Here is a 26,558-nt window from a genome sequence, read left to right on the forward strand (position 1 = left end):
GCCACCTCTATCCACTCTTCTTCAAAGAACCTTCTTTTTTCTCTTTTTTCATAACGGTTCCTATTTCCGCTTTTGTAAATACACGTAATTTTAAAATTAAAAACATATATGCCAATCCGCCGATAGCTACACCTAACAATGCCTCAATTGTCGCGATTCCTCTATGTTCCGTATCAATTACTAATCCAGACATTTGCATCACACGCATAAACATTATTAATACAAATCCCATACCGATACCACTAATAACTACACCTAACATATTACGTTTATCGATGAGCGATTCAGATACGGCTTGCATAAGTAATGCACTATTTAACACAGAAATTACAATTAACGCAACTAGTGTTGCGATTGCAGCTCCCTTCACACCAAAATACGGCATTAATATATAATTTAAAGCTAACTTTAAACAACTCCCAAATATAACGAATATTGCTGGTTTTAATGTTTGTCCTAGCCCTTGCAAAATAGAAGCAGTTGTAATCGACAATGAACTAAATAAAATAGATAAAGATAAAATGGATAAAACATCTGACCCATCACTATTTTCAAACAGCATAATATTCGTAGGCTGAATAATACAAGTTAATCCAACGGCCGCTGCAAATCCAATAACAAATGTTATTTTCATTGCTAACTTTACCTTTTCTCGAATAAAGGAAAGATCTCCTCTTTCCTTCGCCGCTGTAATGATTGGAATAAGCGACAACGAGAAAGAAGTTGTCACGACAGTCCCTAATTGCATAAGCGGGATACTTCTGTCATATACACCTTTTAATACCTTTGCACTTTCAGCTGGCTCTCCTGCCCCAATAAGTAAAGAATAGAAGGAAACAGAATCAGCCATTTGTATAAAAATAAGCACTAAATTACTAACACAAATCGCCAAACCCTGCCAAAACAGAATTTTAATGATCCTCTTTTTGCCCTTAATCCTCTTTACACTTTTGAAGAATATAGAACGAAAGTCATGACGCATATAAAGTACAAGTACGATAATCCCAATCAGTCCGCCTGCGATTGAACCTAACATAGCACCTGCACCGACTGTATATAAATCAAATCCGTGAGCAATTAGGAATAGTGATAAAAATACAATAATAGAAACACGAATCGTTTGTTCTATCACTTGCGAAACAGCTGTTGGCATCATATTATTGAACCCCTGAAAATATCCTCTTGCTACAGATAAAAACGGCATCAATATGAATGAAAATGAAATAACACGTAATAACTTATCTAAGTGTGTATCGCCCATAGCTGTTGCAATTGCTTCGGCACCAAAAAACAATGTAAAAAAGCCTATGAAACCAATTCCTAATAAAAACCAAAAAGATACACAAATAATTTCTTCTGCTTCTTTTTGTTTCCCTCGCTCTAATCGTTCCGCAACCATTTTTGAAATTATAATGGGGAATCCATAAGTAGCTAAAATTAAACAAAATCCATAAAACGGATAAATTTGTTGGTAAATATAAAAACCAATATCACCCGCTATATTTTGATATGGAATACGGTAAAAAGCGCTTAATACCTTTGTAACAAAACTTGCGATTGTTAATATAATAGCCCCACGCCAAAAGGCTTGATACTTCTTCGATTCCATACAAGAAAACTCCTTTTTCTATTCTCACCCCTCGTATTATATCATAAAGAAAAGGACAAGCTTCCTTACCTACACGAGTAATAATACGTTCGTGCAACGCTAGAAATGTTCAACGAAAAAAGGTAGCAAAGTGCTACCTTTTTTCAATATACATATATCTCCAAATAATTGATTTCTCAAGAAGAAATATCATAATTAGGAAAGATTGCTACTTCTAAAATTCGATATGGCCTTACTGCTCCATTTGTTTCGCTAAAAAGCTCGCAGCTGTATTTACTGACTTATGCTCTACTTCACTTATAATGGCCTCTTTAGAGAAGATAATAACAGCTCCAATTGGATCCCCATTCGCAACAATCGGGCCAATTGTATAAGAACTAACTTTTTCTGTTACTCCATCAATAATTGAAATTTCGCTTTCATCCGTCATAATTACAGACTTACGATCTTCCATTGTCTTCTCAATTAAATCGCCAACGCTTTTATTTAAGTATTCTTTTTTAGATATGCCTGCTACCGCGATAATAGAATCACGATCGCATACAAGCACATTATGTCCTAAGCTATCGTATAAAGCTTCCGTATATTCTTTTGCAAAATCACCTAGTTCACTAATCGGAGAATATTTCTTCAAAATCACTTCTCCATCGCGATCAACAAATATTTCTAATGGGTCTCCTTCTCGAATACGTAAAGTTCTACGAATTTCCTTCGGGATTACTACCCTACCTAAATCATCAATTCGACGTACGATTCCAGTTGCTTTCATTCTAATGCTGCCTCACTTTCTACTGATGATGAAAGTGGTGAATTTACCTGTTCATGTAAAAATCACCAACTGTTAGACATAGTATTTTACACATTAGTTCTTCTATGCACGCCGAATTGTATTTTTTTATCTAATATTAGGCATTTATGACTTCTTTTTTTACATCTGGTAGGCCTTTTAATAAATTTTCAGCAATTGTTAACCACTTCGATGTCTCTAAGCCATTTGTTTTCATAACGATTTTCAATTGTGATCCTTCCATCCCTAAACCGATCATACGTCCAAAACTATTTCCAAGCATGAATAATTTTCCGCCATCAATATTTTGACTTGCTTGTTCTGAGAACAGAATTGTTACTTCAAATTTATTTTGCTTAATTAACTCAATTTGTTCTTTCATTGCCAATACTTTAATATTTGCAATTTGTAATAAGTAACCAACTTCTTGCGGGTAATCACCAAATCTATCTATCATCTCTTCCTGCAACTCTTCAATATCCTCCATTGCAGAAACGCCTCTAAACTGTTTATACATCATAATTTTTTGTTTACTATCTGAAATATAAGCATCTGGTAAATATGCATCTACTTCTAAATCAATTTCAACATTAACTGTATTTTCAACCCCATCTGTTCCTCTACGCTGTTCAATTGCATCTTTTAACATTTGAGAATATAGATCAAATCCGACAGAATCAATAAATCCATGCTGTTCGGCACCTAACAAGTTACCTGCACCACGAATAGATAAGTCTCTCATCGCAATTTTGAAACCTGATCCAAGCTCTGTGAACTCTTTAATGGCTTGTAGACGCCTCTCTGCAACCTCTGATAACACTTTATCTCGTTTGTATGCAAAGTATGCATATGCAACACGATTAGAACGTCCAACACGCCCACGAAGCTGATACAGCTGCGATAATCCCATACGATCTGCATCAAATACAATTAACGTATTTACATTCGGAATATCTACACCCGTCTCAATAATTGTTGTACTTACAAGAACATCATGCTGCCCCTCTAAAAACGATAGCATAACAGACTCTAATTCACTTTCGTTCATTTTCCCATGTGCATAAGTTACACGCGCGTCTGGAACTAACATCGAAATTTCATCTGCTTTTCTTTCGATATCCTCCACACGATTATATAAGAAGTAAATTTGCCCACCTCTTGCAAGCTCTCGTTCTATCGCTTCTCGCATTAACGCTGGATTATACTCTACTACATACGTTTGAACTGGGAAACGATTTTCTGGTGGTGTCTCAATAACAGATAAGTCACGCACACCAAGCATAGACATATGGAGTGTACGCGGAATCGGAGTTGCCGTTAATGTTAATACGTCAACATTTGCTTTTAATTGTTTAATTTTTTCTTTATGCGTTACACCAAATCTTTGTTCTTCATCAATAATAAGGAGACCTAAATCTTTATAAGTAACATCTTTAGATAAAATACGATGCGTTCCGATTACGATATCTACCGTACCATCTTTTAAGCCTTTAATTGTTTCATTTTGCTGTTTTCTCGTACGGAATCTACTTAATAATCCTATATTGATTGGATAATCTTGAAAACGCTCTCGAATTGTTTCATAGTGTTGTTGTGCAAGGATCGTTGTCGGTACTAAAATAGCAACTTGTTTTTCATCCATAATTGCCTTAAATGCCGCACGGATAGCTACTTCCGTCTTTCCATATCCTACATCACCACAAAGAAGCCTATCCATCGGACGTCCACGTTCCATATCTTTCTTAATCTCTTCAATAGAACGCAATTGATCCTCTGTCTCTTGATACGGGAAAGAAGATTCAAATTCTTGTTGTTCTGCTGTATCTGGTGTATATGCATAACCCTTTGAAGCTTCGCGTTCAGCATATAGTTTAATTAGGTCATCCGCAATGTCTTGTACAGATTTTTCAACTTTCGTTTTGACCTTTTTCCAGTCATTTCCGCCCAATTTATAAACTTTAGGATCCTTACCTTCAGATCCTACATATTTTTGCACTTGGTCAATTTGTTCAATTGGAACGTATAACTTATCATTACCTTGATATTTAATATTCAAGTAATCTTTATGAACGCCATTAATCTCTAACGTCTCGATACCTAAGAATTTACCTATACCATGATTAACATGAACTACATAATCTCCAACTTTTAATTCCGAATAACTTTTAATGCGTTCGGCATTAGATAACTTTTGCTTACGTTGTGATTTTTTAACTTTCTTATGAAAAAGCTCTTTTTCAGTAATAACAACAAGCTTTTGCATCGGCATTTCAAATCCCGCATGTAAATCACCTACAGCAATTTGTAACCTTCCAGGCAATAATATATCTGTGCCCTCTACAATATCTGCCTCAATATCATAATCACTTAAAATATGTTGTAGTTTTTTTACACGTTCATCATCAGTTCCGAGCACAACAGTCGTAAAATGCCCTTCGTTCCATCTATCAATTTCAGTTTTCAACAACTGCATCTGCCCATGGAAATCTTGCATTGTTTTACATGTCACATTCACAATATTTTGCGGATGTGTATGTGCTATATGACGTAAGAATAACGTTAAATATACAAAACTTCTTTTTTTATGATGAAGAAATTCCTCAAACGAGTGTGAGAAAGATAAATCTTGAATAATCGTTCCCTCACCAAGAAGTGAGATATACCATTCCGCCTCTTCCGTTTCAAGATGTGATGCTGTTTCTTGAATACGGGAAATCTCATCTAAAATCACAATACCATCTTCTGGTAAATAATCTATCAGACTAGCAGGTTCGTTATAGAAAACAGATAAATATTTAAACATCTGTTCTATACTTTGCCCGTTTTTTAACATCTCAATTTCATGACTTACCGTCTCAAGCACTGTAGTCTTCAATTTATCATCGGAAAGTTTTTGCATCGTCTTAGTCAAACCTTCCTCAAGACGCTTAATTCCCGACTTCAATTCTTCTTGTGAAAATAAAAACTCTGTTGCTGGGCCAAATCTAACACTTTCTTTTTTATCTTGAGAGCGCTGTTCATCCACATCAAATAATCGAATAGAATCAACTTCTGTGTCGAAAAATTCAATACGAAATGGTAACTCTTCAGTTAATGGATAAATATCTAATATTCCCCCGCGCAAACTGAATTCCCCAGGAGCCTCTACCATCGACTTACGCTCATAACCAATATGATGTAAAGTATGCAAGAATGTATCTAAATCAATCTCTTGCCCTAGATTAATTTCGATTTGCCTTTGCTTCCACAATTCTTTCATTGGTAAAAATCTGCGTAGTCCCGCAACCGGTGCTACAATAATCCCATTCTCTCCTGCAGCTAAACGATTCAATACTTCAATACGTTGCGCCTTCAATTCTGGGCTTGCAACACCAATTTCTGATGCTATCAATTCATTTACTGGGTATAGCCACACATCTTTTTCACCAAGTAACGCCACTAAATCTTCATGTACTTTTTGCGCTTGATATAAATTATGCGTCACAATAAGTTGTGATTTTTTTGTTTTTTTATATAAGGCCGCCATTAATAACGAACGAGAAGAGGTTGCCATACCTGATACAAGCTGTTCTTTTAAACCATCTTCTAATCCATTAATAACCGATTGGATCTCTTCATTTTTATAAAATTGCTCTAATAAACCTATCATTTTCAAAACCCCTCTCAACATAAAGAGCAAGCCACTATATTTTATGCAAATATTTTGGAAAAAGAAAACAGAAAAATGCTTTGGACATGCCAAAGCGACAACATTTTATTGCAGAAATTTTTCATATTCATAATACTCAGGATAAGATGCGAGCGTTTCTTGACACGATTCACAAATCGTTTGTATATATATATTTCCATTCTCATGAAAATGAATCATCTCTACTACTTCTTGCTCTGTTAGTTGAAATAAAACGTCGCTATATACTTTTTCTGCAGTAACGGAGCCTACATTACTCCCGCAATGTCTGCAATGATAATAACCTTCCATACTAGCCTCCTAAAAATCCAATTACTACTAGTATGGGTAAAAATAAAACAAAATATTCCCAATCATACCCTTAACTATTGAAGGTATTCATGATTTGAAGAAAAGGTTTATTTAACCATTCTTCACATGCATCCGCTGCTTTTTCAATAGAATGACCCACATCAGGAATTTCTTCCGATGTGAAACGTCCTAATACGTAATCTACTACCTTCATGCCATTTTTCGGACGATCAATTCCCATGCGGATGCGTTGAAACTCTTGTGTTCCTAAATGTGAAATTGTTGATTTCACACCATTATGTCCACCAGCACTACCTTTCATACGAAGGCGTAATTTACCTACAGGAATGTCTAAATCATCGTACAGAACAACGAAGTCCTCAACATCAATTTTATAGTAATCCATGAGTGGACGAATACTTTCCCCAGATAAATTCATATATGTAAGTGGCTTTAATAAGATTACTTTTTCCCCATTAACAAATCCTGCACCAAATACTCCTTTAAATTTTTGTTCATTCAAAGAAATATTCCAACGCTTTGCAAGTTCATCAATTGCCATAAATCCAATATTATGCCTTGTTAATTCATATTCTCTACCCGGGTTCCCAAGTCCTACTATCAATTTCATTCTTGTACCACTACTTTCTTTTTTCGATACGAAAAGACGTAACCAATCTTGGTTACGTCTCATTCTATCCAATTAATTGAATAATACACTTACAGATTCTTCTTCGTATACACGAATGATTGCTTCTCCGATTAATGGAGCAACTGAAAGTTCATGTACTTTGTCGATTTTCTTATCTTCCGGTAATACGATAGAGTTCGTTACAACTAACTCTTTAATATTTGAGTTTTGGATACGCTCAATTGCTGGACCAGATAATACTGGGTGTGTACAGCAAGCATATACTTCAGAAGCACCGTTCTCAACAAGAGCGTTTGCTGCTAATGTAATTGTACCAGCTGTATCAATGATGTCATCAATTAAAATTGCTGTCTTACCTTCAATATTACCGATAATGTTCATTACCTCTGATACGTTCGGACGAGGACGACGCTTATCAATAATAGCGATTGGTGCTTTTAGGCGATCCGCCATTTTTCTAGCACGAGTTACCCCACCATGGTCAGGTGATACGATTACGATATCTTTAAGACCTTTTGTTTCAAAGTAATCTGAAAGAATCGGTACACCCATTAAGTGGTCGATTGGGATATCAAAGAACCCTTGAATTTGTGGAGCATGTAAATCTAGAGTGATTACACGAGTTGCACCTGCTGTTTCAAGCAAGTTTGCTACAAGTTTCGATGTAATTGGTTCACGAGAACGCGCTTTACGGTCTTGACGCGCATAACCATAGTAAGGAATAACAATATTAATTGTTTTTGCAGATGCACGCTTTAATGCATCGATCATAATAAGTAATTCCATGATATGTTCGTTTACTGGGAAGCTTGTAGATTGAATAATGAATACATCGCAACCACGGATACTTTCTTCAATGTTAATTTGAACTTCTCCATCACTAAAACGATCAACAGAACATTTTCCTAGTCCTACTCCAATGTGCTTTGCAATTTGCTCAGCAAGTTCCTTATTAGAGTTTAAAGAGAATACTTTCAAATTAGAATTTAGATATTGAGTCGACATCTAGATTAACCCTCCACATTATGATTTTTTCTTATTCAGCAATTGATCAACATAGTCTTCTTTGTTAACTTGACGTGCACGTGCTACAGATAATGCTTTTGATGGAACATTCTCTGTAATTGTAGAGCCTGCTGCCACATAAGCACCATCTTCAACTGTTACAGGAGCAACAAGGTTTGAATTACATCCAATAAATACCCCGTTACCAATCACAGTTTTGAATTTATTCTTACCGTCATAGTTCACCGTAATTGAACCACAACCAAGATTCACGTCTTCTCCAACTTGTGCATCCCCGATATAACTTAAGTGTGAAGCTTTACTTCTATTACCAAAAACAGTTTTTTTGATTTCCACGAAGTTTCCAACGCGTACTTCATCTCCAATAACTGAATCTGGGCGAATATGTGCAAATGGACCAACCGATACTTCTGTACCAAGTTTACTATCATGTACAGTAGATTGACGAATTGTCGTACGATCTCCAATTTCACTATCGCGAATTACTGTATGCGGTCCAATTTCACAATCAGAACCGATTACAGTGTTCCCCTCAATAATTGTTCCTGGATGAAGAACTGTATCACTACCGATAATTGCATCAGCAGAAATATACGTGTTACTTGGATCAATAATCGTAACACCATTTACCATGTTCTTTCGGTTGATACGGTTTTTCATAATAATTTCCGCTTGCGATAGAGCGACTCTGTCGTTAACACCTAACGTTTCATCGAAGTGCTCTGTTTGATAAGCCGATACAATGTGACCTTCATTTTTTAAAATCTCAATAACATCTGGCAGGTAATATTCACCTTGTACGTTATCATTTGAAACTTTAGAAAGCGAAGCGAATAAAGCTTTATTATCAAAACAATACGTACCTGTATTGATTTCTTTAATAGCTAATTCTTTCTCATTTGCATCCTTATGCTCAACAATCTTTTCAACATGACCATTCTCGTTACGAACGATACGACCATATCCAGCAGGCTCTTCTATGTAAGCTGTTAGCACTGTTGCCATTGCCCCTGCTTCTTTATGTTGCTGAAGCAATGATTCCATCGTTTCAGCAGTTATTAGCGGCGTATCACCACAAATAACTAAAGTTGTTCCTTCTTCATTTGCAAGTACACTTGCAGCTTGATCTACAGCATGCGCTGTACCAAGTTGTTCTGCTTGTAATGCAAACTCACTTACGTTTCCTAGCTGTTCTTGTACCATTTCAGCACCATGTCCTACGACTGTTACAAGTTTCTGCAATCCTAATTGAGATACTTGATCAACAACATGTTGTACCATAGGTTTTCCACATACAGGATGAAGCACTTTGTATAGCTTAGACTTCATACGTGTGCCTTTACCTGCAGCTAGAATCACTGCAAATCTGTTTGACATATAGACCCTCCATCGCAACCTATTTATCCATTAACGATATTATCCTAAATCATCATATATTTCAAGAAACACATTTTAACTATTAAATTTTACCATAATTCTCATACGATGTTTTACTCTTTAGTATCTTTTTTAAGAAATAAGCTATACTATTTAAATTGATTTTGAAAAAATTAGAAGTTTTCTTCTTCATTTTAATGAATTCTGAATTTTCCGCACGTAAAATGTATAAAACCAAAAAAAAAAAACAAACTCCTGTAAATGCTTACAGGAGTTTGTTGCAAAATTATAGGGCTTTCTTTAAAAAGCCCTTTTCATTCGAATTTTACGAAGCACCCGCTTCTTCAAACTCAACCTCTTCTAACTCGCCTAAACGATGATACTCTGTTAAAACCGCATCTTGAATTTTAGAGCGTGTACCAGAATTAATTGGATGTGCAATGTCACGGAATTCTCCATCTGGAGTACGTTTACTTGGCATTGCTACAAATAATCCATTATTACCATCAATTACACGAATATCATGAACAACAAATTCATGGTCTAGAGTAATAGAGGCAATTGCTCTCATGCGGCCTTCTGTGTTTACGCGGCGTAATCTTACGTCAGTCACTTCCATCTTGTGTTCACCACCCTTTTCTAAATAAGCGATATATTTGTATAAATTCCACAAATTTTCTATTTTCCCTTTAATTTTTTAAAAATTTTTAAGATAAAAATTTTTAATGTAATTGAATATAGAGATTAGTGGAGGTTATCGCTTACAAAGAACTACTTAACTAGGGCAATTACTTCAATTTCAACTGAAACATCTTTCGGTAATTTTGCTACTTGTACACAAGAACGAGCTGGCTTATGAGTAGAGAAATAAGAGCCGTATACGTCATTAACAGCATTAAAATCATCCATATCTTTTAAGAATACTGTTGTTTTTACTACTGAATCAAATGAAGCACCTGCTTCTTCTAATACCGCTTGTAAATTTTGAAATACTTGCTCTGTTTGTACTGTCACGTCTCCTGCTACAAGCTCTCCGCTTGCAGTTAATGGAATTTGTCCTGAACTGTAAAACATATTATTTACAATAATCCCTTGTGAATATGGTCCAATTGCTTGTGGTGCATTGCTTGTTTGAACAACTTTCATATTTTTCCACCCTTTTATTATTTATTTTTACTCTTTAAAAATAGTGCACGAAAAGCAGTTTGTCCATCTATTTTATAATTTATAAATAGAATAAAAAAAAGATAAAGCGACCTGCTTTACCTTTTTACTCAGCCTCTACAAGCCCTTCATCAAATGGTGCCAGTGAATAATTTCCCTTTTCCACTTGAATCGCTTTTTCTTTCACATCAACTTCTGATAGACGAATTAATGATACAAAATTATTAATTAGTCTTTCTTCGATATCCGTGGATTCTACTAATACACCAATACCAACAACATTAGCCTTAAACTCTTCTAACATACTCATCATACCTTGAATTGTCCCGCCAGCTTTCATGAAGTCATCAATAATTAAAACATTTGATCCTTCTGGAAGACTACGCTTTGCTAACGTCATTGTTTGAATTCGCTTAGAAGAACCTGATACATAGTTAATACTAACAGTTGGGCCTTCTGTTACCTTATTATCTTTTCTTGCAATTACTACCGGTACATCTAAGTAATTTGCCACCGCATAAGCAAGTGGAATCCCCTTCGTTGCCACCGTCATAACCGCATCAATTGGTTGCCTAGCAAAAACAGAAGCAAACAAACGACCTGCGCCATTAATATGACGAGGATTACTTAAAAGATCTGTCATATATAAGTAACCACCGGGTAAAATACGACCTGGATTTTCAAATAGGCTACAAAGCTCTCCAATAATGAGATCTGCCTCTTCCGCACTTATATATGGTATATATTTCACTCCTCCTGCTGCTCCTGGTATCGTTTGCAATGTGCCGACCCCTTGTTGTTCAAACGTTTGCTTAATAATAACTAAATCTTCACTAATGGAAGACTTAGCTGATTGATACCTTTCAGCAAAAAAAGTGAGAGAAACTAGCTGACGAGGATTTTGTAACAAGTAATACGTCATATCGACTAATCTTGTACTTCGTCTAATTTTCATACTCCCACCTCAAATCACGAATATTCTAAACAAATCATACCGTATTATACGTCTTTATTCAAGCGTTTCTCGCTCTCCCAATAAACGTACTGCATATACTTGTTCACAAAATCCTTTTAATCCGTTATATATACGATGCATTCGCGAATCATGGTGCACAAGGCCAAATACGGTTGGGCCGCTTCCACTCATTAATACGGCATCCGCCCCAAATCGCTTCATCTGTGCCTTAATACGTGCAACTTCAGGATGCATCGCAAACGTTACATCTTCTAAAACGTTACCAACAGTATCACAAATCCCTTTGTAATCCCCGGCATTTATGACATCAACCATTTTATCTACATTTGGATGTGTAACTCGATTTAACTTTAAATTTCCATACACATCAGCAGTAGATACACCAATATGGGGTTTTGCTAAAATAACCCAACAAGAAGGTGGAGTTTTTATGTGCTCAATTTGCTCTCCTCTTCCAGTGGCAATTGCTGTCCCACCATATACACAAAACGATACATCTGATCCGATTTCTGCGCCTAGCTCTGCTAACTGGTCAATTGTAAGCCCTAAATTCCATAATTTATTAAGGCCACGTAATGTCGCTGCTGCATCACTACTTCCACCTGCTAATCCAGCTGCTACTGGAATCGTTTTTTCAATAGTAATAGATACGCCTTTTTTTACATTAAACTTCTCTTTTAATAATCTCGCTGCTTGATAAGCTAAATTTCTTTGGTCGTCTGGGACATACCGATTATGGGATAAAATTTCAATACGGTCTTCTGCTAATTCCATTAGTTCTAAACGATCCGCTAAATCAATTGTTGTCATAATCATTTTCACTTCATGATATCCGTCTTGTCTTTTCCCCAGTACATCTAACGACAGATTAATCTTTGCTGGTGCTTTCACTAGTAGCTTCAATCTATTCACCCACTCTATGTACTCAATCTTTTATCGTTTATTTTACCATAAATTTATAGTAAGACGATGACACTTCCCTAATTATAACGAAAAGCATTCAGAATGAAACTACTTATGTAAAATGATGGCACCTTTTAGAGTACAAAAAGCCGAGGAATCACTCCTCGGCTACCGTAGCATAGAAAGTATCTTATAACTACTGGTTTTGTTTCATTAATTGCTGTTCTGCAATTTCTATAGCACGTTTCACCATGTTACCAGCATCTTTCGCACGAATTCCGCCCCATCCTTCTTTCTGAACAACATCATAAAAGCCTAGCTCTTTTGCAAGCTCTTCTTTAAATTGATTTGACATGACACCTCTTCGTCTACTCAATGCAGAGTCCCTCCTTATTTTGCTACGGTATAATTAGTATGCAAAATAATATAGCTTTTCATTTGTGGGAATATATGTAACGATACATCAATTATAAAATCACTTCATTATGAGGTTCACCATAAAATGTTAACTCTACTGTCTCTGTTAAAACATCCGCATAGCTATATGATACACGTTGTAACGCATCTTCTTGCTGATCCAATTGTACAACAAAAACAGAACGATACGTTTCTGCAAGTACACCTGATTGTTCTACTGTTTTTCTTCTCCCACTATTTGCCTTTAACATCAGTCTCTCTCCAAGATGGTGATCTAATTCGCTTTTAATTTCATCTAAACGTTTTGACATATACTTCGTTACACCTCGCTGTAATTTAGATTGAACACTTAAAACACGATATATCTATCCCAATTATTAACCGCAACTCACAGACAATATCATTATAAAAGCATTATGCGTTCGAATAGATAGAAGAAATACTATATTGTAAAAGTATCATTATGTAGTCTGTGCGTTCTTCTCTCTTTTTATCCAAGCTGATTTAAATCCTTCCCATACAAAAAAGCAAGATACATATGTACCTTGCTTATTCCTCATAATGTTGAAAGGGTAATCCGGTTCGTAAAATTCCCCTCGTTTCAATTCCGCCAAGTCCCTTCTCGCCAGTAATCGTATTACGTACAACATCCCATACATTGACTCTCTCCATAAATGACGTAAAACTAATTTTACCCACCACATATACAGGATCTAGTGCGTGAATATTAATTCTAGATGGTGAACTAGCAAAATTAGCGCCAGCTCGAATTAATGCTTCAAAGTGTGATTGGCATGCCCCTGCAAAAATAACGAGTTGATCCAATGATGGATATTTTTTTCTCACTTCTCGAACAGCCTGTACAAAATGCCTTGAATGTCTATATGCTGCTAAATCTCCCTTTACCCCTTTTGATTTTGTATATGCATCGTGCCCTGTAATAACTAAAATGTCCGGGCGAAAATGATCTATTAAATCTACTACCTTTTCATGCATCTCTGTTTCTTTACAATGAATACCTTGTACAGGAACACCAATTTTATTATATAAATCTAAGCACTTGCGCAAATATAACGGGTCTCCATCTATATGCAATACACGTCCTGGCATTTGAAAATAATTCACCTCACTTGTGTATCCACCCGTTGAAGTGTGTTCATGCCTTTGTTTCATTAATACATAATCTTGTTGAAACAAACGATACGTACGCTCCATCGTTTCCTTCTCACGCTTTGCTCTTTTTTTATGTTCTCGTTGATCTATACTAACTAAATCTTCAAGTGGCGCATCTGCCACCAGTCTAATTTCCTCTCCAAATAATATAGCTATCTCGCCTTTTATTTCTATAATACGAAAAAGAATATCCCTCTTATGAGAATATCGTTCCACTAATTCTCCAACATGTAAAGCCATTCTCCTACCTCCAAACTCTTTAGGCCATCTTACCTGTTTTTAAAGTATGAATGTAGGAGAGGAAAGGTGACAAAAGGGACAGTTCAAGTTGAACTGTCCCTTTTGTATTCTTATGACAATTTATGAAGAACTAATGCATTACTTAATGTTGCAAACTCCTCGATAGATAGCGTTTCGCCTCTTCGTTTCGGATCAATTCCTACTTCTGTTAAAATTCGATCCAACAGCTCTTTATCTTTCGGGAAACCATTTAAATTATTTGATAAATTATTCATTAAAGTTTTACGACGCTGTGCAAAACTTGCTCGTACTACTTCAAAGAAGAATGTCTCATCTGTTACTTCTACAACTGGTTTCGGACGCTTCAGAAGACGAATAATCGCAGAATCAACATTTGGTTGTGGCACAAACACTGTACGCGGTACAGTCATAACCGTTTCTACCTCTGTATAATACTGAATAGCAATGGATAAAGAACCATACTCTTTCGTTCCAGGCTTAGCAGCTAAACGATCTCCCACTTCTTTTTGCATCATAACAACAAATCCACGAACCGGTAATTTCTCTTCCAGCAATTTAAATAAAATTGGCGTTGTAATATAGTACGGTAAATTAGCTACTACCATTACATCTTGCCCTTCCTCAAATTGCTCACTAAACACCTCATGTACATCTGCCTTTAGTACATCTTTATTGATAACTGTAACGTTGCTATATGGAGCTAACGTCTCATCTAAAATCGGTAATAATCTTTGATCAATTTCAAAAGCCACTACTTTTTTAGCACGCTTCGCTAATTGTTCTGTTAACGCACCGATACCTGGTCCAATTTCAATTGCACCACTTTCTGAACCAATTTCAGCGTGATCAACGATACGATTTAATACATTCGTATCAATTAAAAAATTTTGTCCTAAACTTTTTTTGAATGAGAATCCGTACTTTTCAACAATGTCTTTCGTACGATTTGGCGTTGCGATATCCTTCATTTTCTTTCCTCCTGTATGACTTGCTTATAAGCTTCTGCAAATGCTTCTTTTGAAACTTGAAACATTTGTAAACGTTTATGTAACTGTTTTGCGTTTGTATAACCAATCTTTAATAGCTTACCCATTCTTTCTCTGCGACTCTTTGCCATTTCTCCGCCCACTAAGCCTGCATCGACTAGATCGCTCCAACTAATTTCACTTGTGTAAGCTTCCATTTCTTCATGTATATTCTCTAAAGCACGGCGAATTGATTCATTAGAAGCATGCTCAATTCCGACACCTTTTTTCCTTTTAGCAAGTGCTTCTTCCTTCGGTAAAAAAGCATGTTTACATCCAGGAACCTTATCAGAAATAATTTTTCGAATACGCTCTCCAGGATAATCCGGATCTGTAAAAATAATAACGCCTCGTTTTTGCAGCGCTAATTTAACTTGCTCAATAACATGATCACCGATTGCTGAACCGTTCGTTTCAATTGTATCCGCATCAACAGCACGCTTAATCGCAACTGTATCATCTTTACCTTCTACAACGATAATCTCTTTAATTTTCATGCTTGCCTCCACACTCGTTTCGTCTCTACTTAGTAAAACAAAAAAATGACGACTTTTCCATTATTATTTTCCCCATTCTTACATTTTAAAAAATAGAATGTCCAAAACTTTCTTCTCTCTCCTTATTGTAACACTTCCTCATTCGCCCTTCTTTTTTCACAAAAATAAAAAAAGAAGGGGTTCTCCCACTCCTTTTTATTCAACACCAAATAAAGCTTTTGCATTTTTTGTTGTTACTTCTGCTACTTCCTCATAAGAAATTCCTTTTAAGTTCGCAATTTCTTCTGCTACAAGTTTTACATAACTCGGTTCATTTCGTTTCCCTCGAAATGGATGTGGTGTTAAATATGGACAGTCCGTCTCTATTAACAATTTCTCTAACGGAATCTCCGCAGCAACCTCTTTCGGTTTCTTAGCATTTTTAAATGTAACTGGTCCGCCTAACGAAATTAAAAAGTTCATATCAACACATCGCTCTGCTACTTCTACGCTGCCACTAAAGCAATGCATAATGCCTCCCACTTCAGCCGCATTCTCTTCTTCTAGAATATCAACAATATCTTGAGTTGCATCGCGGTTATGTATAATAATCGGCAATTTCACCTTTTTAGCTAATGTAATTTGTTTACGGAATACTTCCTTCTGTATTTCTTTTGGAGACTTATCCCAGTGATAATCTAACCCCATTTCTCCAAGTGCAACAACTTTAGGATGGGAAGCAAGTTCTTCTAACCAAGCTAAATGTTCTTCCGTCATGTCGATTGCATCAACTGGATGCCATCCAACTGCAGCGTAAATAAAATCATAAGTTTCAGCTAATTCAATCGCCTTTTTGATCGTTACTTCATCAAAACCAACAACAACTGTATAAGTAACTCCCGCTTCTTTCATTCGTGCAATAACTTCTTGCAAATCTTCTTCAAATTGCTCTGCATTCAAATGTGAATGTGTATCAAACAACATCATACATAACTCCTTTTATATTGAAATCAAGTTTATTCTACACAAATAAGCTCTTTACTAACTTAACGATAACAATACTACAATCTTAATGCAAAAATTGAGAGTGTAAAAAGAAAAAAGACGCTTCACACATGTTACACGTGAAACATCTCTTTTCTTGTCTTAATTACTTAATTTTTGTACCATTTGGTAGATTTTGGTCAATCATTGCTAATGACAATACGCCATTCTCTTCACCCGCTAAAATCATACCTTGTGATAATTCACCGCGTAATTTTACAGGTTTTAAGTTTGTTACACAAATAACCTTTTTACCTTTTAGGTCTTCTGGTGAATAGAATTTTGCAATTCCAGAAACAACTTGACGCTTTTCTGTACCTAAATCTAGCTGGATTTTTAACAACTTATCTGCTTTTTTCACAGGCTCAGCAGATAATACTTCAGCTACGCGTAATTCTACTTTAAAGAAATCATCAATTGTAATTTCTTCTGCCTTCGGTTCTTCTTCTTTTTTCTCTTCTACTTTAGGAGCAGAGGCTTTCATTTGTTCTTTAATGTACTCTACCTCTACTTCCATTTCTAAACGTGGGAAAATTGGTTGTCCCTTTTCTACTTTTGTTCCAGCTGGAATACAGCCAACTGTAGATAGACTTTCCCAAGACTTATGTGCTTCATCAGTAAGGCCAAGCTGAGCAAACATCTTGCTTGGTGCTACTGTTAAGAATGGCATAAGCATAATACCTGTTTGACGAAGTACTTCTGCTAAATGGGCCATTACAGAAGCTAACTTTTCACGATCATTCTCATCTTTTGCTAATACCCAAGGTTGTGTTTCATCAATATATTTATTCGTACGGCTAACCAATTGCCAAATTGAGCTTAACGCTACAGAGAATTCCATATTCTCCATTGCTTCTTCTACTTTTTTCAACGTATCCTGTGCAAATGTTACTAACGTTTCATCAAATTCCGTTACATTCGCTTTAAATGCAGGAATTTCACCATTAAAGTACTTATCAATCATAGCTACTGTACGATTTAATAAGTTACCTAAGTCATTTGCTAAATCGAAATTAATACGCTCTACAAATCCTTCTGGTGTGAATACGCCATCAGATCCGAATGGAACTTCACGAAGTAAGTAATAACGTAATGCATCTAATCCGTAACGATCGATTAATGTAACTGGATCTACTACGTTCCCTTTTGACTTACTCATCTTTCCGTCCTTCATTAAAATCCAACCATGAGCAAAGACTTTTTTCGGAAGAGGTAAATCTAATGCCATTAAAATGATTGGCCAATAAATTGTATGGAAACGAACGATTTCTTTTCCAACTAAGTGCACATCAGCCGGCCAGAACTTCTTATACATCTCTTCATTCTCTGTTCCATAACCTAATGCTGTAATGTAGTTAGATAATGCGTCAACCCATACGTAAATAACGTGTTTTGGGTTACCTGGAACACGAACTCCCCAGTCAAATGAAGTACGAGAAACAGCTAAATCTTCTAATCCTGGTTTAATGAAGTTATTAATCATTTCATTCTTGCGAGACTCTGGCTGAATGAAATGTGGATTATCTTCATAGAATTTTAATAGTCTGTCGACATATTTACCCATTCTAAAGAAATACGATTCTTCACGAACAAGTTCTACATCATGACCACTATCTGGGCTTTTTCCTCCAACTACTTTGTCACCTTCCATAATTGGATCTACTAATTGATGCGCTGTATAGAATGTCTCATCTTGTACAGAATACCAACCTTCATATTCATCAAGATAAATATCACCTTGATCTACTAGTTGCTTGAAGATTTTTTCAACAACATCTTTATGACGATCTTCAGTTGTACGAATAAAATCATCATAAGAGATATCCATCTTCTCCCAAAGTTCTTTAATTCCTGCAACGATGTTATCCACATATGCTTGTGGTGTCACGTTTAATTCTTCTGCTTTCTTTTGGATCTTCTGTCCATGCTCATCAGTTCCTGTTAAATAATGAACATTATATCCTTGCATACGCTTATATCGTGCCATCGCATCTCCTGCTACTGTCGTATAAGCATGTCCAATGTGTAATTTTCCACTTGGATAATAAATTGGGGTAGTAATATAAAAGGACTTGTTTTCCTCTGTCATTGTTTTGGACCTCCCGAATAACCTCATATGTATTTATAAACAGTATATCAAAAACTTATATATAAAGTGAAACTTTAATCTGTGGGGTTTTGTTCACTCCCGCGGATTATTAGCCCGCACCAATTGGGCTTTTACAAGCAGCCAGATCCCCACTTGACTTCTTTCCTCCAACCGAAGTTTGAAATGGGAATCTTACTGCTCGTTAACGCGGATAAAAAGCGAGTTAATACCTAGTACCTTTATCATCTATTACTCATATTTCGAGAAAATATACAATCTTCACTTAAATTTATAAATTTTTCTGAAAATAAAGTGAAATAATAGTAGAAATTACTCACATTCTATTATATATAAGAAGTAAGAAATCTATAAATCTTTTTAAAAAATATAGAATTTAAGAATTGACGGAAATGTAAATGATTGGTATCATATGTCCATAGGGTATTTTGTCGAAAAATGACGAATCTAGAAAATAGACTCGAAACTTATAAACTATTTCTTTAGGAGGAAAAGAATTATGAAATCTACTGGTATCGTTCGTAAAGTTGATGAATTAGGTCGTGTAGTAATTCCAATCGAATTACGCCGTACTTTAGGTATTGCAGAAAAGGATGCTCTTGAAATCTACGTTGATGACGAGAAAATCATCTTAAAAAAATATAAGCCAAACATGACTTGCCAAGTAACTGGTGAAGTATCTGATGGTAACCTATCTTTAGCTGAAGGTAAAATTATCTTAAGCAAAGAAGGCGCTGAGCAAATCTTAAACGAACTTCAAGATTATATCGAAACAGCAAAATAAGCTTCTCAATTATGAGAAGCTTATTTTTTATCGACATGATAGATTTGATATACATCGCGTTTCGACAAATCTCGATCTTTAGCGACTGTTTTTATCGCCTCTTTTGAATTCATACCTTTTTCGTTTATATAATGTTCAATATGATCATATACCGAAATAGATTCCCACCACTGTTCTTCTGGGGCAGGTTCTTCCGTTGAACCAGCTACTAAAATACAAAACTCGCCACGAACTTCATTTTGTTTCGTCCACTCAATTGCTTCCTCGACTGTTCCACGAATAAATTCCTCGAATTTTTTCGTTAGCTCTCGACATAATACAATTTCTCTATTTCCCAACACTTCTTGCATCGAGATTAAAGTATCATCTAAACGATGAGGCGCTTCATAAAACATCATTGTAGTTTGTACATAACGAATCTTCTCTAACTCCATTTTTCTTTCTTTTTTATTTCTTTGTAAAAATCCATAGAAATAAAATTGTTTTGTGTCAAGACCTGATGCGATTAACGCTGTAAGGGCTGCATTTGCCCCAGGAAGCGGGATAACATGATACTGTTCCGCTACAGCCTCTACAACAATATCGTAACCTGGATCGGAAATACAAGGCATACCAGCATCACTAACAAGTGCTACTGTCTTTCCTTCGTCTAGCTTATCTAATATTTTCTTCCCACTTACTCCCTTATTATGCTCATGGTAACTCATAACAGGTGTTTCAATTTCGAAATAATTACAAAGCTTTTTCGTTTGTCTCGTATCTTCAGCAGCAATTAAATCAGCTTCTTTTAAAATTCGGATTGCACGAAATGTCATATCTTCTAAATTTCCAATAGGAGTTGGTACTAAATATAAAACTCCCTTTTCATTTTGTTGAAAGCTTTTTTGTTGCCACATAGCGTTCTCCTTTTTGCATATATTCTTCTTTTTGTTTTCTATTTAATTGCTTAAAATAGTACTCTGCTTGCATAGCTGTACGCTTATCTTCATGAAATTCTACATATTTTAAAACAACTGGAAGTCTAGCACGCGTATACCTAGCTCCCTTTCCACTATTATGTGTCTGAATCCGCTTCTCTATATGATTTGTATATCCAGCATAATAACTTCCATCAGAGCACACTACTACATAAAAACAATGCTTATTCTTCTCCATATAAAATTGAACGAATCTCCTTTGTATATTCATTATTTTCTTCATATACAAAAAGAGGTGGAAATATTTTCAAATCTGCGTTTCCATCCTTAATTCCTTCAATTAACAACGTATTCGCTTCTTTACCTGCCTTTGGATAAACAAACCGCACACGTTTTGGTTCAATTTTGTATTTACGCATTAATGTAACAATATCAAGTAAACGGCCTGGACGATGTACAAATGCTACTTTCCCGCCTTGCTTTACTAGCTGACTACTTGCAGATACAACATCCTCTAATGTACACATAATTTCATGACGAGCTATCGCTAAATGTTCATTCATATTTTTCTCAGACGTTGCTGGTGTTTGAAAATAAGGCGGATTACATGTGACAACATCATATTGATGACGTCCAAGTTTCTCCGGCATATCTTTCAAATCCCCATGTATTAAGTGAATTCTTTCTTCTAACTTATTGTATTGAACGCTTCTGATTCCCATATCATATAAACGTTCTTGAATTTCCACACCTGTAATATTCCCTTTCGTTCTTGTGCTTAATAGAAGGGGCACAACTGCATTACCTGTACACAAATCAAGTAAATTACCTTTTTGAATTGGTACCCAAGCAAAGTCTGCAAGTAAAACAGCATCTAACGAAAAATTAAATACTGATGGGCTTTGTACGATCTTCATATCTTGCGCTAATAAGTAATCTAAACGTTCATCTTCATATAAATTCATATGTTACTCCTTTTCTTACACTTAACCTACCCTATTTCATCTTCTACTAATAAAAAACATATTTCATTCTACTCTCATGTATAAAAAATTACCTTTCCAATTATCATTGGAAAGGTAATTTCACTTTTTATTTAAAAATGACAGGCAGAATAAACAATCTCCCTCTTTACGTACACTTCCATAATGCAGATTACAAATATGAAAACCTTCTTGATATAGTCTTGCTAAATTATCGTAGCCTTCACCAATATCAGCTGTCTTCGGCTTCACTTCTTTACGTTTTTGAGTTTTTTGTTTTTCTTTAATCTGCACTTCTTCAAAACGGTGTCGCAAATTTTCATTTTCCATTTTTATATGTTGGTTTTCTTCCAACAACTCTGCAAGATGTTGTTTTAATTCTCCCAACTGTTTGTATAAATGTCCAATTTGCTCTTCCATACTAGAAACCGATGCAAAAATATCTTTTTTCTCCACAAGCACCCACCTCATTAATCTGTGGTTTGACTCGAAACGACCCCTTTATTCACTAACTCATCTAACGTATATTCTACTATCCGTTCCTTGTCTACTAGTTCCACTTGAATTAATCTTTCTAAAATATTTAATCCGATAACACGGCCAGTACCATGCGGGGTTTGTATACGTTGATCTAAATCAGGAAGTTGTTCCTTTGCTGCCTCATATTCATCATTCTCATATTTTAAGCAACACATTAAACGACCACATAAACCAGAGATTTTTGCAGGATTTAATGATAAATTTTGATCCTTTGCCATCTTAATAGATACAGGTTCAAAATCACCTAAAAAAGTAGAACAACAAAGCATACGACCACACGGACCAATACCACCAAGCATCTTCGCTTCATCACGAACACCAATTTGTCTTAGTTCAATTCTTGTCCTAAAAATTGCTGCTAAGTCCTTCACCAGTTCTCGGAAATCAATCCGACCATCCGCAGTAAAGTAGAAAATAATCTTATTACGATCGAACGTATACTCTACATCTACAAGTTTCATATCAAGATTATGCTCTACTACCTTTTGCTGACAAACTTGATATGCTTCTTTCGCAGCATGTTTGTTCTCTTCAACAATGGTACGATCATTTTCATTTGCAATACGAATAACCTTTTTTAGCGGTAATACAACGTCGTTTTCATCAACTTGCTTTTTGGTAATAACTACTTTTCCGTATTCAATACCTCTTACCGTTTCTACAATTACAAACTCATTTTCAGAGATATCGAACTGGTTCGGATCAAAATAGTACACCTTTCCGGCCTTCTTAAAGCGAACACCTACTACATCATACAAAACGGTCATCCCTCCTGCAACCGCAACACTAACTGTTCGAACACAAGCTGCGCATTTACATTAGCGTTGATTCTATTTTTTGCCTCTAATATATTAAAGAGAGCTGATACAATGCGCTTCTGAGCATAGGAGAAAGATTCAAACATCTCTTTCTGCTCATGAAAAACAAGACGATCTTCTTCTCCAAGTTGAACATATAATAAATCCTTATAAATAAGGAGTAACATATCTAAACCTTGCTGTAATTGTTCTTTCTCTCCAAAGTGTTTTCCCCATTTTTCTTGTACAAAAAAAATAGAGGCTTTATCCTTTTCGAGCGCTTCACATAATTTTATCACTAAAGCTCGTGCTTGTGCAAACCATTCATCACTACATAAAGCTAAAGCTTCATCAAAACTATTCGTGAGTTGTGCAGCAAGTGTTGATAAAGATGCCGTAATACCTTCATCCTGTAATCTTCTAATTAAAGATTCCGTAGGTAATGGTCTAAATGTAACAACTTGACAGCGAGATAAAATCGTATTTAAAATTTGATGACTTTGTTCAGTAAGTAAAATAGCTGTTGTATCACTGCTCGGTTCTTCTAAAAATTTCAAGAGTGTATTCGCTGCATTTGCTGTCATGCGGTCTGCGTGCTCAATAATATATACTTTTTTATTTGCCTCTAATCCTGTTTTTGAAAACTCTTCTTGTAAATCATGAATTTGTTGCTTCTTAATAGATAATCCGTCTGGTTTTACAATATGTAAGTTCGGGTGGTTACCTGAATCAATTCGCTTACAATTTGTACATACATGACAAGGCTCTACCCCATTCCGCTGAGAACAGAGGAAACTCTTTGCCATTTGAATTGCCGTCGCAAACTTTCCTGTCCCTTTCCCTCCCTCTAACAAGTAAGCGTGGGATATACGCTCTTTTGCAATGCTATTCATCAACATTTTTACACCGATGGGTTGTATAGCAGAAAGCTGCTCCCACGTCTTTGTCATAATGCATACCTCACTTATTTCATTCTTTCCTTCTATTATAACAATTTATCTTCTATAATCTGAACAACTTCTTCTATAAGTTTTTCCATTGGTTGATCAGCATTTACTAATACAATACGATCTGAGAAACGTTCTACAACTTGTAAATATCCTTCACGCACACGTTTATGGAAAGAGATATCTTCCATATCTAATCGATTCACTTCACGTCCTGCATCTTTTTCAATTCGGGCCAAACCAATCTCTGGTTCAATGTCTAAGTAAATCGTTAGACTAGGCATACAGTCCTCAGTTGCGAAACGATTGATTTCAAATACTTTATCCATACCTAATCCTCTTGCATATCCTTGATACGCTAAAGAGCTATCTATAAAACGATCGCATAATACAAGGTAGTCCTCGTTAAGCGCTGGCATAACCTTTTCCACCAAATGTTGTCTACGTGCAGCAGCATACAGAAGCGCCTCTGTACGTGCTTCCATCATCGTATATTCTTGTTTATGTAAAATCGTTCTAATATCCTCAGAAATTGCAATACCACCTGGTTCTCTCGTCGCCATTACCTTCTGTTCCTTTTGTTCAAAGTATGGCAATAAACTTTGAATTAACGTTGTTTTACCAGAACCTTCTGGACCTTCAATTGTTACAAATAATCCCTTCATCCTAAAACCCACTTTCTATATCATACACTTTCATATATTTCGCACTGCCTTGAAAACGAGCGCCCGCTTTCTCTAAATACATAATTTGCTCTTTATGTTCTGAAGTAATTCTTTCTCCATACATAATCAATGGAATTCCAGGTGGATACGGAATCACCATTTCTGCCGCTATCATCCCAACTGCTTCTTCTACAGATACTACTTTTGTTTCATATCCTTCCAGTTGTTTATATGTATACGGTAAAGGAGAAATTTCTCCTTTATAAGTATAACGAATAGATTCCTTCTTGTCTTTCACCTCATAATATTGCAATGCCTCTCGGATCATCTCTATAGCCTTCATATACTCCTTATTTACTTGCAAGGGCAAAATAAATAGGACATTATATGGATCCGCCATTTCTGTATATATACCGACCTTTTCAAATACAGACTGTAATTCGTATCCTGATAACTGACAACGTGTCTGTACGGTTACCTTTAACTCGTCTTGTAATGGATATTGTAAAATAGCTATTTGTGGAATAGAACACAATTCTTCTTTAAATTCCCGTAAAAACTCGACAATTTCATCATGGCCCTTTTCTTTTATACGCGCTATTGTAAAGCGTGCAATATCAAGAGAAGTCATAATTGGATACGATGGACTACTAGATTGTAGCATACTTAAATAAGTAGAAACTTTTTCTTCTTTCACTAGGCGACTATTTATATGTAAATAGGATCCCATCGTCATGGCGGGTAATGTTTTATGTGCAGAATGAACTACAACATCTGCACCATATGCTAATGCTGACTTTGGAAATGCTCCCCCTAAACAAAAATGGGCTCCATGTGCTTCATCTACTAAAACAGGGATTTGATGTGCATGTGCATAAGCGATGCTTGCCTCTAGATCCATCCCCATACCATAATAATTAGGATGCGTTAAAATAAGTGCTTTAGCATTTGGATATTTTTCAATTGCTTCCTTAATAATTTCATCATGAATTCCCACTGGTACGTTATAAGCTTCATCAATCCATGGATCTAAAAAAATTGGATTTGCCCCCGCTAATTTTAAACCATTAATAATCGATTTATGACAATTTCTTTGTACAAGAACAATGTCGTGTTCCCCGCAACAAGACAAAATCATTGCTAAGTTCCCCACTGTTGAACCATTAATTAAAAAATAACTTTTTTCCACTTCATATACATCAGCTAATAATTGTTGTGCCTCATCTATACATTCAAACGGACTATGTAAATCATCTAACCCTGACAACTCAGTTACATCGATAGATAGTATATCTTTAAACTCCTCTACTGCCTCCTGAGGGAAGTTTAAACCATTTTTATGACCTGGAACATGAAAGGACAACGGCCCTCTTTCTTTAAACTCTATTAATGCCTCATATAAAGGTATGCGATTTTGATTCATCTATATCTCTTCCTTATTATTTCATTCTTTCTCTATTATACAGAACAAAAAAAATAATAGGCATATGCCTATTTAAAAATATGATACTTCTAATTTCCGAAGCTGTTTTAAATAATATATATACTTCGGATCATTTGTCTCCGTATTCACCATATCTTTTTCACATTCATAACATATTAAATTATTATAAACATATATCCCTTCTTTTCTTTCTGTCTCACATACAATACAAACTTCATTTTTCGATTTCATATCCTTCCCTCCCTATTTAAATGGACATATTTTATACTCCTATTCCTTAACAATTTACAGAAAAATATACATCAATCTCTTATATAATATGATTAATCCTTGGGCAACGTGTTTGTATTATCATTACTTCTTTTTACGTACTGTTTGAAAACACAAAAAAACACAAGTCAAAAGACTTGTGTTTTTAGTTGCTTGGCGACGTCCTACTCTCACAGGGACAAGGTCCCAACTACCATCGGCGCTAGAGAGCTTAACTTCCGTGTTCGGTATGGGA

28 protein-coding genes and 1 rRNA gene are annotated in these 26,558 nt (G+C 35.6%); 1 reads left to right on the plus strand and 28 read right to left on the minus strand.

The features are described from left to right. Positions 1-7: 7 nt before the first annotated feature. The 18 genes from MR115_RS27330 to metG form a co-directional block, all read right to left on the minus strand. The gene (locus MR115_RS27330; RefSeq protein ID WP_242243395.1) at positions 8-1,609 is read right to left on the minus strand and encodes a putative polysaccharide biosynthesis protein; all 1,602 of its coding nucleotides are present in this window, start codon (positions 1,607-1,609) and stop codon (positions 8-10) included. 232 nt (positions 1,610-1,841) lie between these two features. Continuing rightward, entirely contained in the window at positions 1,842-2,378 is a 537-nt protein-coding gene (gene spoVT, locus MR115_RS27335; protein ID WP_000648309.1) for a stage V sporulation protein T, read from the minus strand. 136 nt (positions 2,379-2,514) lie between these two features. After that, positions 2,515-6,045 (minus strand): transcription-repair coupling factor, encoded by a 3,531-nt coding sequence (gene mfd / locus MR115_RS27340; RefSeq protein ID WP_242243397.1) that lies wholly within the window; start codon positions 6,043-6,045, stop codon positions 2,515-2,517. Between the two features lie 105 nt (positions 6,046-6,150). Next, entirely contained in the window at positions 6,151-6,375 is a 225-nt protein-coding gene (locus MR115_RS27345; RefSeq protein WP_061678914.1) for an anti-sigma-F factor Fin, read from the minus strand. Between the two features lie 70 nt (positions 6,376-6,445). After that, on the minus strand, positions 6,446-7,006 hold the full coding sequence (pth, locus tag MR115_RS27350; RefSeq protein WP_080000234.1) for an aminoacyl-tRNA hydrolase: 561 nt from the start codon (positions 7,004-7,006) through the stop codon (positions 6,446-6,448). Positions 7,007-7,078: 72 nt separating this feature from the next. Continuing rightward, positions 7,079-8,032, minus strand: coding sequence for a ribose-phosphate diphosphokinase (locus MR115_RS27355; RefSeq protein ID WP_002174555.1), 954 nt, complete (start codon positions 8,030-8,032; stop codon positions 7,079-7,081). Between the two features lie 18 nt (positions 8,033-8,050). Then, complete coding sequence (glmU, locus tag MR115_RS27360; RefSeq protein WP_061678915.1) at positions 8,051-9,430, minus strand: bifunctional UDP-N-acetylglucosamine diphosphorylase/glucosamine-1-phosphate N-acetyltransferase GlmU; 1,380 nt, start codon at positions 9,428-9,430, stop codon at positions 8,051-8,053. Positions 9,431-9,755: 325 nt separating this feature from the next. Then, on the minus strand, positions 9,756-10,049 hold the full coding sequence (gene spoVG / locus MR115_RS27365; protein ID WP_000454041.1) for a septation regulator SpoVG: 294 nt from the start codon (positions 10,047-10,049) through the stop codon (positions 9,756-9,758). Between the two features lie 152 nt (positions 10,050-10,201). Further along, entirely contained in the window at positions 10,202-10,576 is a 375-nt protein-coding gene (locus MR115_RS27370) for a RidA family protein (RefSeq protein WP_048542187.1), read from the minus strand. A 124-nt stretch (positions 10,577-10,700) separates the two neighbouring features. Next, on the minus strand, positions 10,701-11,549 hold the full coding sequence (gene purR / locus MR115_RS27375) for a pur operon repressor (RefSeq protein WP_061678916.1): 849 nt from the start codon (positions 11,547-11,549) through the stop codon (positions 10,701-10,703). Positions 11,550-11,603: 54 nt separating this feature from the next. After that, positions 11,604-12,473, minus strand: a complete 870-nt coding sequence (gene ispE / locus MR115_RS27380) for a 4-(cytidine 5'-diphospho)-2-C-methyl-D-erythritol kinase (protein ID WP_000772099.1) — start codon at positions 12,471-12,473, stop codon at positions 11,604-11,606. Between the two features lie 196 nt (positions 12,474-12,669). After that, entirely contained in the window at positions 12,670-12,849 is a 180-nt protein-coding gene (sspF, locus tag MR115_RS27385; RefSeq protein WP_001985066.1) for an acid-soluble spore protein SspF, read from the minus strand. 91 nt (positions 12,850-12,940) lie between these two features. Further along, complete coding sequence (gene veg / locus MR115_RS27390; protein WP_061678917.1) at positions 12,941-13,201, minus strand: biofilm formation stimulator Veg; 261 nt, start codon at positions 13,199-13,201, stop codon at positions 12,941-12,943. A 238-nt stretch (positions 13,202-13,439) separates the two neighbouring features. Then, positions 13,440-14,303: a sporulation peptidase YabG gene (gene yabG, locus MR115_RS27395; RefSeq protein WP_061678918.1), complete on the minus strand. Its 864-nt coding sequence runs from the start codon at positions 14,301-14,303 to the stop codon at positions 13,440-13,442. A gap of 110 nt (positions 14,304-14,413) precedes the next feature. Beyond that, a complete protein-coding gene (rsmA, locus tag MR115_RS27400; RefSeq protein ID WP_000651555.1) occupies positions 14,414-15,292 on the minus strand; it encodes a 16S rRNA (adenine(1518)-N(6)/adenine(1519)-N(6))-dimethyltransferase RsmA in 879 nt (292 codons plus the stop codon). Further along, positions 15,289-15,846, minus strand: a complete 558-nt coding sequence (gene rnmV, locus MR115_RS27405; RefSeq protein WP_048562636.1) for a ribonuclease M5 — start codon at positions 15,844-15,846, stop codon at positions 15,289-15,291. Before rnmV ends, rsmA begins: the two co-directional genes overlap by 4 nt. Positions 15,847-16,041: 195 nt before the next feature. Then, positions 16,042-16,809: a TatD family hydrolase gene (locus MR115_RS27410; protein ID WP_242243399.1), complete on the minus strand. Its 768-nt coding sequence runs from the start codon at positions 16,807-16,809 to the stop codon at positions 16,042-16,044. Between the two features lie 166 nt (positions 16,810-16,975). Continuing rightward, on the minus strand, positions 16,976-18,958 hold the full coding sequence (metG, locus tag MR115_RS27415) for a methionine--tRNA ligase (RefSeq protein ID WP_242243400.1): 1,983 nt from the start codon (positions 18,956-18,958) through the stop codon (positions 16,976-16,978). A 517-nt stretch (positions 18,959-19,475) separates the two neighbouring features. Here metG and MR115_RS27420 point away from each other — a divergent pair. Continuing rightward, positions 19,476-19,760, plus strand: a complete 285-nt coding sequence (locus MR115_RS27420) for an AbrB/MazE/SpoVT family DNA-binding domain-containing protein (RefSeq protein WP_000843036.1) — start codon at positions 19,476-19,478, stop codon at positions 19,758-19,760. 20 nt (positions 19,761-19,780) lie between these two features. Here MR115_RS27420 and rsmI read toward each other — a convergent pair whose 3' ends face one another. From rsmI to rrf, 10 genes are all read right to left on the minus strand, one after another. After that, positions 19,781-20,656 (minus strand): 16S rRNA (cytidine(1402)-2'-O)-methyltransferase, encoded by an 876-nt coding sequence (rsmI, locus tag MR115_RS27425; RefSeq protein WP_242243401.1) that lies wholly within the window; start codon positions 20,654-20,656, stop codon positions 19,781-19,783. After that, complete coding sequence (locus tag MR115_RS27430; protein ID WP_061678922.1) at positions 20,625-20,915, minus strand: GIY-YIG nuclease family protein; 291 nt, start codon at positions 20,913-20,915, stop codon at positions 20,625-20,627. Before MR115_RS27430 ends, rsmI begins: the two co-directional genes overlap by 32 nt. After that, positions 20,902-21,642, minus strand: coding sequence for a tRNA1(Val) (adenine(37)-N6)-methyltransferase (locus tag MR115_RS27435; RefSeq protein WP_242243403.1), 741 nt, complete (start codon positions 21,640-21,642; stop codon positions 20,902-20,904). Before MR115_RS27435 ends, MR115_RS27430 begins: the two co-directional genes overlap by 14 nt. Positions 21,643-21,762: 120 nt before the next feature. Beyond that, positions 21,763-22,116, minus strand: a complete 354-nt coding sequence (gene yabA, locus MR115_RS27440) for a DNA replication initiation control protein YabA (RefSeq protein WP_000412055.1) — start codon at positions 22,114-22,116, stop codon at positions 21,763-21,765. A 14-nt stretch (positions 22,117-22,130) separates the two neighbouring features. Further along, entirely contained in the window at positions 22,131-22,958 is an 828-nt protein-coding gene (locus MR115_RS27445; RefSeq protein ID WP_000272429.1) for a PSP1 domain-containing protein, read from the minus strand. 5 nt (positions 22,959-22,963) lie between these two features. Further along, positions 22,964-23,947 carry a DNA polymerase III subunit delta' gene (holB, locus tag MR115_RS27450; protein ID WP_000169570.1) on the minus strand — a complete coding sequence of 328 codons (984 nt, stop codon included), beginning with the start codon at positions 23,945-23,947 and terminating at the stop codon, positions 22,964-22,966. A gap of 35 nt (positions 23,948-23,982) precedes the next feature. Beyond that, positions 23,983-24,609, minus strand: coding sequence for a dTMP kinase (gene tmk, locus MR115_RS27455; protein WP_061678924.1), 627 nt, complete (start codon positions 24,607-24,609; stop codon positions 23,983-23,985). A 1-nt stretch (position 24,610) separates the two neighbouring features. After that, the gene (locus tag MR115_RS27460; protein WP_242243406.1) at positions 24,611-26,032 is read right to left on the minus strand and encodes an aminotransferase class I/II-fold pyridoxal phosphate-dependent enzyme; all 1,422 of its coding nucleotides are present in this window, start codon (positions 26,030-26,032) and stop codon (positions 24,611-24,613) included. Between the two features lie 72 nt (positions 26,033-26,104). After that, complete coding sequence (locus MR115_RS27465) at positions 26,105-26,284, minus strand: sigma factor G inhibitor Gin (RefSeq protein WP_061678926.1); 180 nt, start codon at positions 26,282-26,284, stop codon at positions 26,105-26,107. A gap of 190 nt (positions 26,285-26,474) precedes the next feature. After that, positions 26,475-26,558: ribosomal RNA gene (gene rrf, locus MR115_RS30380) — 5S ribosomal RNA — on the minus strand; the annotation flags it as partial.

This window comes from Bacillus cereus group sp. BfR-BA-01309, assembly GCF_022664315.1.
GTDB classification, from domain to species: domain Bacteria; phylum Bacillota; class Bacilli; order Bacillales; family Bacillaceae_G; genus Bacillus_A; species Bacillus_A mobilis.

Bases quoted from the DNA above. Each gene is read 5' to 3' on its own strand.
- MR115_RS27330 (WP_242243395.1), bottom strand. From the start codon at position 1,609: ATGGAATCGAAGAAGTATCAAGCCTTTTGGCGTGGGGCTATTATATTA.
- spoVT (WP_000648309.1), bottom strand. From the start codon at position 2,378: ATGAAAGCAACTGGAATCGTACGTCGAATTGATGATTTAGGTAGGGTA.
- mfd (WP_242243397.1), bottom strand. From the start codon at position 6,045: ATGATAGGTTTATTAGAGCAATTTTATAAAAATGAAGAGATCCAATCG.
- MR115_RS27345 (WP_061678914.1), bottom strand. From the start codon at position 6,375: ATGGAAGGTTATTATCATTGCAGACATTGCGGGAGTAATGTAGGCTCC.
- pth (WP_080000234.1), bottom strand. From the start codon at position 7,006: ATGAAATTGATAGTAGGACTTGGGAACCCGGGTAGAGAATATGAATTA.
- MR115_RS27355 (WP_002174555.1), bottom strand. From the start codon at position 8,032: ATGTCGACTCAATATCTAAATTCTAATTTGAAAGTATTCTCTTTAAAC.
- glmU (WP_061678915.1), bottom strand. From the start codon at position 9,430: ATGTCAAACAGATTTGCAGTGATTCTAGCTGCAGGTAAAGGCACACGT.
- spoVG (WP_000454041.1), bottom strand. From the start codon at position 10,049: ATGGAAGTGACTGACGTAAGATTACGCCGCGTAAACACAGAAGGCCGC.
- MR115_RS27370 (WP_048542187.1), bottom strand. From the start codon at position 10,576: ATGAAAGTTGTTCAAACAAGCAATGCACCACAAGCAATTGGACCATAT.
- purR (WP_061678916.1), bottom strand. From the start codon at position 11,549: ATGAAAATTAGACGAAGTACAAGATTAGTCGATATGACGTATTACTTG.
- veg (WP_061678917.1), bottom strand. From the start codon at position 13,201: ATGTCAAAACGTTTAGATGAAATTAAAAGCGAATTAGATCACCATCTT.
- yabG (WP_061678918.1), bottom strand. From the start codon at position 14,303: ATGGCTTTACATGTTGGAGAATTAGTGGAACGATATTCTCATAAGAGG.
- rsmA (WP_000651555.1), bottom strand. From the start codon at position 15,292: ATGAAGGATATCGCAACGCCAAATCGTACGAAAGACATTGTTGAAAAG.
- rnmV (WP_048562636.1), bottom strand. From the start codon at position 15,846: ATGAAAATTAAAGAGATTATCGTTGTAGAAGGTAAAGATGATACAGTT.
- MR115_RS27410 (WP_242243399.1), bottom strand. From the start codon at position 16,809: ATGTTGTTTGATACACATTCACATTTGAATGCAGAGCAATTTGAAGAA.
- metG (WP_242243400.1), bottom strand. From the start codon at position 18,958: ATGACAGAGGAAAACAAGTCCTTTTATATTACTACCCCAATTTATTAT.
- MR115_RS27420 (WP_000843036.1), top strand. From the start codon at position 19,476: ATGAAATCTACTGGTATCGTTCGTAAAGTTGATGAATTAGGTCGTGTA.
- rsmI (WP_242243401.1), bottom strand. From the start codon at position 20,656: ATGTGGCAACAAAAAAGCTTTCAACAAAATGAAAAGGGAGTTTTATAT.
- MR115_RS27430 (WP_061678922.1), bottom strand. From the start codon at position 20,915: ATGGAGAAGAATAAGCATTGTTTTTATGTAGTAGTGTGCTCTGATGGA.
- MR115_RS27435 (WP_242243403.1), bottom strand. From the start codon at position 21,642: ATGAATTTATATGAAGATGAACGTTTAGATTACTTATTAGCGCAAGAT.
- holB (WP_000169570.1), bottom strand. From the start codon at position 23,947: ATGACAAAGACGTGGGAGCAGCTTTCTGCTATACAACCCATCGGTGTA.
- tmk (WP_061678924.1), bottom strand. From the start codon at position 24,609: ATGAAGGGATTATTTGTAACAATTGAAGGTCCAGAAGGTTCTGGTAAA.
- MR115_RS27460 (WP_242243406.1), bottom strand. From the start codon at position 26,032: ATGAATCAAAATCGCATACCTTTATATGAGGCATTAATAGAGTTTAAA.
- MR115_RS27465 (WP_061678926.1), bottom strand. From the start codon at position 26,284: ATGAAATCGAAAAATGAAGTTTGTATTGTATGTGAGACAGAAAGAAAA.